This is a genomic window from Virgibacillus sp. JSM 102003 (assembly GCF_041949995.1).
GTDB lineage: Bacteria > Bacillota > Bacilli > Bacillales > Amphibacillaceae > Lentibacillus.
The window spans coordinates 110,644-123,691 of the sequence record NZ_JBHFQH010000004.1; the positions used below are offsets into that span (position 1 = coordinate 110,644).

Below are 13,048 nucleotides of genomic sequence, written 5' to 3' on the forward strand. Positions count from 1 at the left end.
ATTATTCAAGTACCTCTAATGTAATATGGTCATTTGTATAGACGCATATTTCACCCGCTATTTCCAGCGCTGCTTTAGCAATCTCTTGTGCTGTTAGACTTCCTGAATATCTTACTAAAGCTCTTCCAGCACTTAATGCATAGTTTCCGCCAGATCCTATTGCAAGTAAACCATCGTCAGGTTCAATGACTTCTCCAGTTCCAGACACAAGGAACATGTTCTCTTTGTTCATTACAATCAGCATTGCCTCTAATTTACGAAGGACTTTGTCACTGCGCCATTCTTTTGCTAATTCAACTGAAGCTCTAGCTAAATTACCATCATATGCTTCAAGCTTTCCCTCAAATTTTTCAAATAAAGTGAAAGCATCAGCAACAGACCCTGCAAATCCAGCTAACACCTGTCCGTTATATAATGTACGAACTTTTTTTGCTTTATGTTTCATCACAACAGCATTTCCTAATGTAACCTGCCCATCACCACTCATTGCACATTGATCACCATGCTTAATAGCAAAAATCGTTGTAGCATGCATTTCAGCTGCCACTATCATCACCTCTTTGACTTGAGTATTTATCATTTGCTCTTGGATGACTATTCATATATACATTACGCAAACGATCCTTCGTCACATGTGTATATATTTGTGTGGCTGATAAATTTTCGTGCCCCAACAATTCCTGGACTGCACGAAGATCAGCACCTTCATTCAACATATGTGTTGCAAATGTATGCCGGAGTTTATGTGGGTTAACATGTACTGTTAATGCTGCTTTTTCAACTATTTTATTAAGAATCAATCGAATGCCTCTTGAAGTCAGCGCCGTACCTCTGGCATTAAGAAAAACGGAGTTTGTTGAACTTTTGGCTTTATCCAAAAGCTTATTCCTTCCATCATTTATGTAGGTTTCCAAGGCAATTTCTGAGAAGCGTCCAAATGGAATATATCGTTCTTTATTCCCTTTTCCCTTTATATACATTGTACCAATAGTGAAATCAATATCTTCCAGCAACATCCCTTGACACTCACTCACTCGTATACCCGTTGCATAAAGCGTTTCAATTATTGCCTGATTTCGCTGTCCAATAGGATCGGATAAATCATTCACTTCGAATAACTTTTCCAGTTCCTCCATGTACAGAAAACTTGGTATCGGTTTAGAAGCCTTAGGAAGCGTTACATTAATGAACGGATTCCCAGTAACCAGATCTTCTCGTTCCAGGAATTTATAAAAACTTCTAATGCTGGAAATTTTCCTGGATACAGATCTTCTGCTTAACTTTCGGTCATATAAATTTGTTAAAAACAAGCGAATCTCTTGGTACTTTACTTCCTTAAGATTTTCAATTCCTTCCTGGTATAAAAAAGCGAAAAAAGTCTCCAAATCATCTGAATAATATTTGACAGTATACTGCGAAGCGTTTTTCTCAATTTGCAGATATTCAATAAAGGCCTCGCTGAATTTTCTAAAATGATTCAATTTTCCACCTCGCTCAAACAGCGAATAAATCATATCATAGAATAAATTGGAAAGCAATGAACTTAACTAAATTGTAACAAAATTCTGAATTGAGCTCAACTCTTTCATTTTACAACACTTGTATTTAACTAATTTTCAAGGATAACCTGAAACTGTCAAGTAAATAATCTTACCAATGCGTAATTATATCTTTTTCAAATTCAATAGTCAATAATCAAGAATTGAATTATTTAAAAAAACCTGTATTAGCGCCAATTAATGGAAAAGACTTCGTTGCAATTATGCAGCAAAAAAGTATTACGACTTACTAACTGCATAAAATATATTTCAAAACTTTACAATCAGAATAATCCCAATTGATTAATTTTACTTTTCGTATCATTCGTTCCTAATTCATATAACCGCCGATAAACCTTAATCAGATGGTCGTCATAATTTCTTCGTTTATCATCAGCACCCCATTCATCAAATGGATTCCCTAAATATTCCGTTGCCTTTCGACCATCCTTACTTTCTTCAGTAAATAAAAGTTGAATTTCTTTTGCTTCATCAGGGCTGGCAATAATTTCATATTCAATGCCGCTATCAGGAACTGACACTTCTCGTATATCTTTAGTATCCACAGCCACATAGTAAGTTTTACGTTCTACCATTATAATAACCTCCCTGTACTTTCATCATTCCCTTATTCAACCAGTTAAAAACCCTGCCTTATCGCCAAGCATTATGAATAAAACTTCAATCACACTTATACAGTTTCTTAACTACCAAAAAAACTACTCGCAGGCGCGAGCAGCTAGTTTTGTACACTTTCTTTATAATCACAATTTGTGCATTGTATTCGAGTTTCTTTTTTACTTTTCTTTTCAACAAGCAATGATTCACATTTAGGGCATGGTCTTGAAATTGGTTTATCCCAAGAAACAAAGTCACAATCAGGAAAACGGTCACAACCATAAAAAGTTCTCTTCTTTTTAGATTTCCGTTCAACCACGTTTCCTTCTTCACATTTAGGGCATTTCACACCTATTTCTTTTAATATTGGTTTTGTATTCCTGCATTCCGGGAAGTTCGAACAAGCTAAAAACTTCCCATATCGCCCCATCTTGTATACCATTTCATGCCCGCAATTTTCACAGTCTATTCCTGCCGGCTCATCTCTTATTTCTATCTTTTCCATCTCTTGTTCTGCTTTTTCCAGTCGTTTATGGAATCCTGAGTAAAATGTATCGAGTATTTGAACCCATTCTGTTTTTCCTTCTTCAATGGAATCAAGATCATCTTCCATCTTAACAGTAAAATCAATATCGATAATTTCCGGGAAAAATTCTTCTAAGATATCTGTTACAATACCCCCTAATTCTGTTGGAATAAAACGTTTATTATCAATACTTACATACCCGCGACGCTGAATTGTATCCAATGTAGGAGCAAATGTCGATGGTCGGCCAATGCCTTGCTCTTCCATTGTTCTAACAAGTCGAGCTTCCGTATATCTTGGTGGCGGCTGTGTAAAATGCTGGTTTGGTGTAATCTCTGATGCTTCAACAACCATACCTTCCTTAAGATCGGGCAAGAACTTATTTTCATCCTTCTTCTTATCGTCTGTACCTTCAACATAGACCTTCATAAACCCTTTAAATTTAACTTTGGATCCAGTTGCCCGAAACTCGACTCCATTATTTAGCATATGAACAGTCATGGTATCCATAATTGCTGGAGCCATTTGACTTGCTAGAAATCGTTCAAAAATCAGTTTGTACAAACGATACTGTTCTCTTGACAAAACAGGTTTCATTGTTTTTGGATCACGTAAAGCTGATGTAGGTCTGACGGCTTCGTGAGCATCCTGGGCACCTTCTTGTTTCTTAGCTTTGCTTTGGTTACCCAAATACTCTTTACCGAATTGTTCTTCTATATATCCTTTAGCCTCTTGTTTGGCAGTCTCAGAAATTCGTGTTGAGTCTGTACGCATATACGTGATTAAACCGGTTATCCCCCCAGATTTTTTTCCCAGATCAATACCTTCATATAATTGCTGTGCAACCATCATTGTCTTCTTTGCACGAAAGTTAAGCTTACGTGCAGCTTCCTGTTGTAACGAAGATGTTGTAAAGGGCTTAGCTGGGTTTCGCTTGCGTTCACGTTTGTTTACTTTATCAACCGAGAACTTATTATCATCCATTTTTTCCATAATGGATTTGACATCCTGTTCTGTTTTCAATTCTTTCTTCTTGTTGTCAACTCCATAAAATGATCCTTCGAAAACTTCTTTATCTTTGAGGAAATTAGCCTCGATAGACCAGTATTCCTCAGGTTTGAAGTTCTCTATTTCCCTCTCTCGGTCAATAATCATTTTTACTGCTACCGATTGTACTCGACCAGCACTCAAGCCTTTTTTGACCTTCTTCCATAGCAAAGGGCTTATGTTATAGCCAACAAGACGGTCAAGAATCCGCCTTGCTTGTTGGGCATCAACCAAATCATTATTGATTGTTCGTGGGTTTTTAAATGATTCCTTTATTGCATCTTTTGTAATTTCATTAAAAACAACACGGCACTGCGAATTCTCATCAACATTTAAACTGTGTGCTAAATGCCAAGCAATTGCTTCCCCCTCTCTGTCGGGGTCAGCTGCTAGATAGACTTTTTTCGCTTTTTTTGCGGCAGATTTTAATTCTTTTAGTACATCGCCTTTACCGCGAATAGTAATATATTTTGGTTTAAACTTATCGTCTACATCCACAGCCATTTGGCTTTTTGGTAGATCTCTTACATGTCCCATGGATGCTTTTACTTTATATTTCTTTCCTAAATAACGTTCGATCGTTTTCGCTTTTGCAGGCGATTCCACGATCACGAGGTAATCTGACATTTATTTTCCTCCCAAAATGAGGTTATTATTAAATAAATTGGAAATCTTCACTAATATTAAATAGTTACCATACATTTGTCAAACATGTGATGGTATCATTCGCTTGTACAACGGCCTAAATAACCCAATTTGGCTTTATTCTATCCCAATCTTCTAGGATATCGTCAGCTTCTTGTACTAATTTAGCACCGTCCTGGATCATTTTATGACACCCTTCAGTCTGTTTCAGTAATGGGGATCCAGGAACTGCATAAACCTCTCTACCTTGGTCTAAGGCCTGGTCAACCGTAATTAGGGTACCACTCTTTTTGGTAGCTTCAATCACTAATGTACCGAAACTTAAACCGCTTATAATCCTATTTCTTTCAGGAAAATAAAACCGCTCTGGCGGCGAATTTGGAGTGTACTCTGAAAGTAGCAAGCCATTTATGGCAATTTGTTTAAAAAGAGCTGAATTCTGTTTAGGGTATATGTGTCTAAATCCACTGCCAAGTACTGCAATGGTCTTTCCCTTGTGTTCCAACGCCATCTGGTGTGCAAAACTATCAATACCTGTAGCCATACCGCTAACAATTATCCAATTTTGTTGAATTAATGGCAGAACATACTTCTCCATTTTAAGTTTAGCTTCCCTGGAAGGTTTTCTTGTCCCAATTACACTCAATATGGGGTCCAGGTTCAATAAACTTGTATCACCAATGGCATATAGGACCAGTGGCGCATCTTTAATAGTTTTTAACACAAAAGGATAGTTTTCGTCAACTACTGTTATCACTTTATATGATGTTAAGTCTCTTTTAAGCTGGTTCTTTAGTTCTTGGCTACGAAGGTCTGAATGAAATAACACTGCATTCTTATGGGGTAATGAAAAGAATTGGCTAACTTGCGTTGAGGTTAGTTTGTAGATGCTTTTTAATGTAGGATCATAGCGGATAAATTTTCGAATTGTCTTTCTTGTAACACCTCGGCATCGATGCAAATGAATTAAACGTTTACGAACTAATTCCAATAGATCACTTCCTTATTTATATAGTAGGAACCCAGAAGCACTTTCACTTCAGGGTTCCGTACATTTACTTAATGTGTTTTACATTTGTCTTGAAGATTTTTTTCTTTTAATACACTAATCATGGTTTCGCCCATTACTGCTGGAGTCTCAGCTACTTTAATACCACAATCATTCATGACACGTATCTTCTCATCTGCTGTACCTTTACCTCCAGATATAATCGCACCAGCATGACCCATACGTTTCCCTGGAGGCGCTGTAGCACCACCGATGAAGCCTACTACAGGCTTTGTCATGTTTGCCTTAACCCATTCAGCAGCTTCTTCTTCTGCTGTTCCACCGATTTCGCCTATCATAACTACTGCTTCTGTATCTGGATCTTCATTAAATGCCTTTAATACATCAATGAAATCAGTACCATTCACAGGGTCTCCACCAATACCGACAGCAGAAGATTGTCCATATCCGTTTTCTGATAACTGATGTACTGCTTCATATGTTAATGTTCCAGAACGTGAAACAACACCGATATGTCCTTTCTTATGAATGTAACCTGGCATAATACCAATTTTACACTCTTCAGGTGTAATAACACCTGGACAGTTAGGACCTACAAGACGTGTCTTCTTACCTTCCATATACCGTTTCACTTTGACCATATCCATAACAGGAATATGCTCTGTAATACAGATAGCAAGGTCTAACTCAGCATCTACCGCTTCCAGGATTGCATCTGCAGCAAATGGTGCCGGGACATAAATGACAGAAGCAGTTGCTCCTGTTTCTTTAACTGCATCCTGTACTGTATTAAATACAGGAACCCCTTCTACTTCTGTACCACCTTTTTTCGGTGTCACACCGCCAACGATTTTTGTACCATATTCAAGCATTTGTTTTGTATGAAATTTTGCTGTACCACCAGTAATACCTTGGACAATTACTTTAGTATCTTTATTGACATATACACTCATTTTCGTCCGTCCTTTCTGCACAAAATACACTCATTTTTTTATACCAGTTGCCTCCGCTTTAACCTTACTTTACCATGGAGACGATTTTTTCAGCGCCGTCAGCCATTGACCCTGCTGACGTAATGTTTAAGCCAGATTCATCGAGAATCTGCTTGCCTAACTTAACGTTTGTTCCTTCTAAACGTACTACAAGCGGCATTTCAAGTCCTACTTGCTTTGTCGCTTCTACAACACCTTCAGCAATAACATCACACTTCATAATACCACCAAAGATGTTAACAAAAATACCTTTTACATTGGAATCGGACAAAATGATTTTGAATGCTTCTGTAACCTTTTCAGCCGTTGCACCGCCCCCAACGTCAAGGAAGTTAGCGGGGTCGCCGCCGTAATGTTTAATAATGTCCATAGTAGACATTGCAAGACCTGCACCATTAACCATACAGCCAATATTACCATCTAAGGAAACATAACTTAGGTCATATTTGGATGCATCGATTTCTTTTTCATCTTCCTCATCCAAATCACGCAACTCAAGAACATCTTTTTGACGGAACATTGCATTATCATCAAAGTTTAATTTTGAATCTAATGCAAGAACTTGTCCATCGCCAGTTGTAACAAGCGGGTTGATTTCAGCGATAGAACAATCCTTTTCTACAAATGCAGTATAAAGACTCATCATAAATTTCGCTGCTTTACCAATTAGTTCATCAGGAATATTTATATTGAATGCTAGTCTACGAGCTTGGTAACCTGAAAGTCCCACTACCGGGTCAATAACTTCTTTGAAGATTTTCTCAGGGGACTCCGCTGCAACTTCTTCAATTTCTGTACCACCTTCTTCTGATGCCATCATAACGACACGTGAAGTAGCACGATCCATTACTAGTCCTACATAATATTCTTTTTGAATATCACAGCCTTCTTCGATAAGAAGACGTTTAACTTCCTTACCTTCTGGTCCAGTCTGGTGCGTCACTAGTGTTTTACCTAAAATTTCATTTGCGTATGTACGCACTTCATCCAAGTTTTTTGCAATCTTCACGCCACCAGCTTTACCCCGGCCGCCTGCGTGGATTTGAGCTTTTACTACTTTTACGGAACTATCTAGTTTTTCTGCTGCTTTTACTGCTTCGTCTACCGTATATGCAACATGTCCGTTCGGAACATTTACACCATAGCTTCGCAAAATTTCTTTGCCTTGATACTCATGAATGTTCATCTTTCATCCTCCCATCAAAATTCACTGCATTCCCATTGTATAAAAAAACAACAAATTTCACAACAATAAGCGAGTATTGTCGAAATAAATGTTGTTTGTACCTTCTTCATTATTACAATCGAACATAAATAGAAAAAAGTGTCATATTTATTTAAAAAATTAATGACACTTTTGCTGAACTGCAAACGATTATTGTTATGAGAAATATGTTGAATTAATTTTTTCCAGATTTCGCCAAATTTTGATCTGTTCTGTAGACAAAAGCAAACACTTCAGCAACAGCCTGATACAACTCATCAGGAATTGTTTCATTTATGTTAAGTTCTGCCAAAAGCTCGACTAAAGAAGAGTCTTCCTGAACAGGAACATTATTTTCCTTTGCCTTATCTATAATACTTTCTGCTACTAACCCTTTCCCAGTTGCAGTAACCTTTGGTGCATGTTCAATATCCTGGTCGTACCTTAATGCTACGGCCTTGTTCCTTTTTTCTGTCATACCCGATAATCCACTCCTTGATAAGAATTCTGGTACGCCGTTTTAAGCTTATCACTATCTGAAAGGTAATTTTCATGAATTGGTTTTATAGTAATAGTTGAAAGCTGGTAATTTAATGACTCAAGCCCCTCTTTTACCATCGGTTTAAGAGAATTAGAGTAATCAGCCATCTCACTTAGATCATTATATATGGTTATTGCTACAGCACGTTTTTGAATATTCATGTCAATAATCGTTTCATTCAAATTTGCTAGTTCCAAATAAAATATTATTCGACAAAAGTCAGGGTTAATTTCTCCATCTTCTGTCCTTTTACCTTCGAAATCCAATTGCATATCATTTGGCAATCCCAACTTCTCAGCTGGAACTTGCAAACTTGCCTGAAGGAAGTTGTTTGTGTCGTTTACAGACTGTATTTGCATCCCGTTTATAAAATTCAACAATTGCTGTGAGCGATCATGAACCGTTCCATCCGATTGCTGAAGTATTTGCATTAGCATTGATTTAATTGTAGCTGATTGCTGTTTCGCCATGTTATTGGCGAGCTGATTCTCATAGTTCAATCCGGTAAACCGTAATACCTGTTGTATTTGACTTAAAAATTGTTCTTTTGGAGAAGAATTAAGAAATGATTCACCAAGTTTCATCGTTGTCAAAACATTATCAATGTCTGCGTAAGTATCACTTCTTGCCATAGTTTGTAATACAGAAAGAAGCTGACGCATTTGAGTTGGACTATTCGATATGATCTTAGTTAGCTGCTGCTGCTGTGTATCTGAAAGAAGAGGCATTATTGTCTTGGTCAACTGCTGTTTCAATTGGGAAAATTCATGACCAGGCAATGCAGTATTGTTTGCAACTGCCGTTTCAACAGAATGTCCAAAGCTTTGAATAACCGCCTTTGAATTGGATCTTATACTGGTACCGTTATTACTCATTTGTTCAAGTACCCGAGTTGCTTCCATACTGTTTAGTTGAAACGGAAGCTTCGTATTGCTCCCTGATACAAGATTGTCTTGCTTGGCAAAAGTTGCCCACTCAGACTTCCAAGTGGAAAAATCTACACTTGCATCAACAATCCCAGAACTCTTTAACACATTAAAAAGTTGTTGATTATTATTACTAGCTTGACTGATAATTTGCTTAACCAATTGATTAGATGGCCGCTCCGTTAGTTGGCTTAATCGATTTATCATATGCTGATGGAGTTTCGTTTGGTTGGTATCTTGTCTTAACTGCTGCAATAATGATTTCATTTGGTCTGTTATTCCGTTCGTGTTTTTAGCAGCTAATGCCTGATAAACCGAATCTGTTATTGGTAATCTTGAAGCGATCATTTCCTTCAGTATTTGGTGAGCCTGAAATTTGTTTTTAGCGCTATCCAATAGCTGGAATGCCTTTTGTAGTTGTTCTTTTGAGAATGGTATCTTTTCACTTATTAAAGACTGCATAAGTGCAATATTTGACTTAGTTGCATTAAGTCCGAGTTGCCGCATCAAACTCATCATATTTACATTAGCTCGATTTTTTAATTGGTCTCCAATTACTTTTAAATGGACAACACTGTCTGATGCCTGCACCTGAAAATGGTATTTTCCACCAACTGTCAAGGAAGCTTCTAATTGAGCAATCATTTTTTGAGTTCCAAGCTGAATTTGTGCTTTATTGTTCGGGAACAATTTAACAATTTTTCCTTGAACAATTTGCCCTGATCTTAAGGTTTGCGTGGAATTAGAAACCTGAGATGAAGTTATTCGCTGTCCTGCTAACTGTTGAATACTCATAGAAAGCCCCCTCTATCAATTAAGCTCATTTCGTAAATCATAGACTCTACGGTCGCTGTTGATTTAAACTGTGACATAGTGCGGAAGAATATTTGAGTGCTTAACATCGCTTCGGAAATACATTCCGCGCACCTTAGGGCAACGTTTCAGCTTCCTCGGAAGCCAAAACCGCTTCCTGCGGGATCTTCAGCTGTTGCTATTCCCGCAGGAGTCTCCATGTATTTCCTACGCTGGGTGTGGCTCACTTTATTCTAAAAAACAAATGCATATCGTGATAGAAAAAACTAGATTTTAAACCATTTAAACCAGCAGTTGGAATATGCGAGACTCCTGTGGGACAGCGATCCTAAGAGACCCCACAGGGAGCGTTCTTTGCGAGCGAGGAGGCTCGTGGTGAGCCCACGGAAAGCGAGTATATTCCATCTGCGAGGGTCAGGGAGCCACACTAAATACTACAATCGATTATCCTTGGTCTATGTCACAGTTTATATCAACTACGCTTTGATTTCGTTATTTTGATAATGCAAGAATCTTTTAGATAACGGCTATTAGTTAATAGCATTTCTTACAGGTGCATACGACTTTCGATGATATGGAGATATCCCATGTTCTGTTAACATCTCCATATGACGCTTTGTACCGTACCCCATATTAGACTTGAATTCATAGACAGGATATTTCGTATGTAATTCCTTCATTAAATTGTCACGGGTAACTTTTGCCAAAATACTAGCTGCAGCAATAGTTATGCTTTCCTGATCCCCTTTTATAATAGGTTCAGACGTACATGATAAGTTATCGAGAGTTACCGCATCAAGTAAGATATGATCCGGTTTTGGATTTAATTGATTTATAGCATCATGCATTGCAAGTTTCGTAGCCTCATAGATATTGACTTGATCAATTTTTTGGTTGCCTATAATGGATATTCCATAACTTACCGCCTGTTCCTTAATAATACTGAAAAATTCATTTCTTGTAGTTTCATTTAGCTGTTTAGAATCGTTTAATCCAAGCAATATAAATTCTCTTGGTAAAATAACGGAAGCTGCTACAACAGGACCTGCAAGTGGACCACGACCAGCTTCATCAACGCCAGCTATATACTGACAACCATTTGCATAGCAGTTTTTTTCATAACGGGACATTTGCACAAAATTCTGTTTTAATTTCTGTTCTTTTTGTTTTTGGCGTTCATACTGTTTAATAAGTTTCTGAACGCCTTTACGCTCGTCCAATTTCAATTCACTCACAAATGATTCATCAATCTTTTCTGCTTCGAATAGATGCTTTATTACTGCAATTGATTTTTGTTTCATTTCATCACCTTTTTCTATTTCTTTATATCGGCTGTTTTCGGGAAAAATTGAAAAGTGACATCATCCATAGATGTATGCCACTTAGTTTTCAGGTGTTTCAAGTGTGATATTACCAAGCTTTCCTGTCCTCAGATCACCTATAACCAGATCCGACACCTTTTCGAAATTTACGTTTCCGCCACTCTCCAATGCACCACGCTGTTTTCCAATAGACACGAATATTTCCCACATATCTTCCATATCTGATTCAATTGCATAGCGTTCTTTGAGCTGTTTAGGATAATGTTCTAGCATATACGTAATAACAAACGCTACAATATCCTGTAACGATAGCAGTTGGTCCTTGATAGTGCCAATAGCTGCTAATCGATAGCCAACTATTTCATCTTCAAATTTTGGCCATAAAATTCCTGGTGTATCAAGCAACTCAAAATCTTTTTTTACTTTAATCCATAACTGTTGTTTCGTTACACCTGGTTTATCACCAGTTTTAGCAATCTTTTTATTGGCGAGACGGTTAATTAATGTTGATTTACCAACATTTGGAATACCGATTATCATTGCTCTGGCCGGGCGTGGTTGGATTCCTTTTTTCCTTAGTTTTTCCAATTTTTCCTGACCAAGCTCTTTACCTAACTGAATTACTCGTTTCAAGTCAGTTTTATCATTCACATTAATTGCTATTACATGGATGTTTTTATCCTTAAAATAAGAAATCCATCTATCTGTTTCACGGCTATCTGCTAAATCTCTTTTCATCAGGACAATCATTTTAGGCTTGTTCTGTAATACTTGCTGAAGCATTGGATTTTGTGAAGACATCGGGGCTCTCGCATCAACTAGCTCCATTACAAAATCAACCAGCTTTAATTTTTCCTCTACCTCACGTTTTGCTTTTGCCATATGCCCTGGAAACCATTGTATTGTCATTGTTTTATCACCTTATTCACCTATAGTCTGAACCCTGTCAAATGGCCAGTATATTAGACCTGTTTTTCCAACAATTTGATCCATTGATACTAGACCTAGCATTCGGCTGTCTGTTGAATTGTTACGATTGTCCCCCAACACAAGCACGTGATTTTCTGGAATCTTTTCATATTCGCCTGGAAGATCTTCAAGCTTAAAATCACTCGTTAAAGGGTTAGTGGACATCCTCTTTTTCTTTTGTGATGCCAAAAATGGTTCTTTAACCTCTTCACCATTAATGTATAAGACATCATCGTCAACAGCAACATGTTCTCCAGGTAACCCGATAATTCGTTTGATGAAATCCTTTTGATCTGAAGCATGAAAAACAACTATATCAAATCGTTCTGGCTCTGTTATATCATATAAAAATTTATTAACAATCATTTGGTCCCCATCATGTAGTGTGGGCATCATGGATGGACCATCAACAACAATGGGGGCAAAAAAGAACGTTCGAACGATAAAAGCTAATGCAAAGGCGATCAGTAAAGCTTTTATCCAGTCAAACCATTCACTTTTCTGTTTAGACATATATTCCCCTCCGGCTACAACAGTATATATTATAGTATGATTCTATTTTATCTGTATTATATCATTTCACATGAAAATATGTATGTTCAAAAGCGTAAGCGCCTGATTTAGCGCCGTATGGACTGTGCTCAGCGCTGTGAATGGGTCGACGTTGCCCGATAAGAAGCTGTCTTAGTCGATCTTCCTTATACCTGAGATTAGATGAACTTGACTTATCGCCAATGATGGCGAAAGTCAAGATGAATCTTATGCTTGGAAAGCGAAAAGGATACACGAAAAGCGTAAACTGCCTAAACAGGACATGTGGTAGTTCGACGTTGCCACAAGATGTGTTAGTTTTAAGTCGAACATCCATTATTTCTTATCGTTTTAACACGGACAAAGA

12 protein-coding genes are annotated in these 13,048 nt (G+C 37.6%); all 12 read right to left on the minus strand.

The genetic code is table 11. From position 1 onward, the window contains the following. Position 1: 1 nt before the first annotated feature. The 12 genes from hslV to lepB all read right to left on the minus strand — a co-directional run bounded on the left by hslV (position 2) and on the right by lepB (position 12,663). A complete protein-coding gene (gene hslV / locus ACE1TG_RS05980) occupies positions 2 to 547 on the minus strand; it encodes an ATP-dependent protease subunit HslV (RefSeq protein ID WP_375051454.1) in 546 nt (181 codons plus the stop codon). Then, complete coding sequence (gene xerC / locus ACE1TG_RS05985) at positions 537 to 1,481, minus strand: tyrosine recombinase XerC (RefSeq protein ID WP_375051455.1); 945 nt, start codon at positions 1,479 to 1,481, stop codon at positions 537 to 539. Before xerC ends, hslV begins: the two co-directional genes overlap by 11 nt. A gap of 341 nt (positions 1,482 to 1,822) precedes the next feature. Further along, a complete protein-coding gene (locus tag ACE1TG_RS05990; RefSeq protein WP_375051456.1) occupies positions 1,823 to 2,134 on the minus strand; it encodes a hypothetical protein in 312 nt (103 codons plus the stop codon). A 143-nt stretch (positions 2,135 to 2,277) separates the two neighbouring features. Further along, positions 2,278 to 4,356, minus strand: a complete 2,079-nt coding sequence (gene topA, locus ACE1TG_RS05995) for a type I DNA topoisomerase (RefSeq protein ID WP_375051457.1) — start codon at positions 4,354 to 4,356, stop codon at positions 2,278 to 2,280. 115 nt (positions 4,357 to 4,471) lie between these two features. Continuing rightward, a complete protein-coding gene (gene dprA, locus ACE1TG_RS06000; RefSeq protein ID WP_375051458.1) occupies positions 4,472 to 5,365 on the minus strand; it encodes a DNA-processing protein DprA in 894 nt (297 codons plus the stop codon). Between the two features lie 68 nt (positions 5,366 to 5,433). Continuing rightward, entirely contained in the window at positions 5,434 to 6,336 is a 903-nt protein-coding gene (gene sucD, locus ACE1TG_RS06005) for a succinate--CoA ligase subunit alpha (RefSeq protein ID WP_375051459.1), read from the minus strand. A gap of 64 nt (positions 6,337 to 6,400) precedes the next feature. After that, the gene (sucC, locus tag ACE1TG_RS06010) at positions 6,401 to 7,561 is read right to left on the minus strand and encodes an ADP-forming succinate--CoA ligase subunit beta (RefSeq protein ID WP_375051460.1); all 1,161 of its coding nucleotides are present in this window, start codon (positions 7,559 to 7,561) and stop codon (positions 6,401 to 6,403) included. A gap of 214 nt (positions 7,562 to 7,775) precedes the next feature. Continuing rightward, a complete protein-coding gene (locus ACE1TG_RS06015; protein ID WP_375051461.1) occupies positions 7,776 to 8,057 on the minus strand; it encodes an EscU/YscU/HrcU family type III secretion system export apparatus switch protein in 282 nt (93 codons plus the stop codon). Then, positions 8,054 to 9,841 carry a hypothetical protein gene (locus ACE1TG_RS06020; protein WP_375051462.1) on the minus strand — a complete coding sequence of 596 codons (1,788 nt, stop codon included), beginning with the start codon at positions 9,839 to 9,841 and terminating at the stop codon, positions 8,054 to 8,056. Before ACE1TG_RS06020 ends, ACE1TG_RS06015 begins: the two co-directional genes overlap by 4 nt. 548 nt (positions 9,842 to 10,389) lie before the next feature. Then, positions 10,390 to 11,160: a ribonuclease HII gene (locus tag ACE1TG_RS06025; RefSeq protein ID WP_375051463.1), complete on the minus strand. Its 771-nt coding sequence runs from the start codon at positions 11,158 to 11,160 to the stop codon at positions 10,390 to 10,392. An 81-nt stretch (positions 11,161 to 11,241) separates the two neighbouring features. Next, positions 11,242 to 12,090, minus strand: a complete 849-nt coding sequence (gene ylqF, locus ACE1TG_RS06030; protein ID WP_375051464.1) for a ribosome biogenesis GTPase YlqF — start codon at positions 12,088 to 12,090, stop codon at positions 11,242 to 11,244. Between the two features lie 12 nt (positions 12,091 to 12,102). Then, positions 12,103 to 12,663 carry a signal peptidase I gene (gene lepB, locus ACE1TG_RS06035; RefSeq protein ID WP_375051465.1) on the minus strand — a complete coding sequence of 187 codons (561 nt, stop codon included), beginning with the start codon at positions 12,661 to 12,663 and terminating at the stop codon, positions 12,103 to 12,105. Positions 12,664 to 13,048: the final 385 nt, after the last annotated feature.

Bases quoted from the DNA above. Each gene is read 5' to 3' on its own strand.
- ACE1TG_RS05990 (WP_375051456.1), bottom strand. From the start codon at position 2,134: ATGGTAGAACGTAAAACTTACTATGTGGCTGTGGATACTAAAGATATA.
- topA (WP_375051457.1), bottom strand. From the start codon at position 4,356: ATGTCAGATTACCTCGTGATCGTGGAATCGCCTGCAAAAGCGAAAACG.
- sucD (WP_375051459.1), bottom strand. From the start codon at position 6,336: ATGAGTGTATATGTCAATAAAGATACTAAAGTAATTGTCCAAGGTATT.
- sucC (WP_375051460.1), bottom strand. From the start codon at position 7,561: ATGAACATTCATGAGTATCAAGGCAAAGAAATTTTGCGAAGCTATGGT.
- ACE1TG_RS06015 (WP_375051461.1), bottom strand. From the start codon at position 8,057: ATGACAGAAAAAAGGAACAAGGCCGTAGCATTAAGGTACGACCAGGAT.
- ACE1TG_RS06020 (WP_375051462.1), bottom strand. From the start codon at position 9,841: ATGAGTATTCAACAGTTAGCAGGACAGCGAATAACTTCATCTCAGGTT.
- ACE1TG_RS06025 (WP_375051463.1), bottom strand. From the start codon at position 11,160: ATGAAACAAAAATCAATTGCAGTAATAAAGCATCTATTCGAAGCAGAA.
- ylqF (WP_375051464.1), bottom strand. From the start codon at position 12,090: ATGACAATACAATGGTTTCCAGGGCATATGGCAAAAGCAAAACGTGAG.
- lepB (WP_375051465.1), bottom strand. From the start codon at position 12,663: ATGTCTAAACAGAAAAGTGAATGGTTTGACTGGATAAAAGCTTTACTG.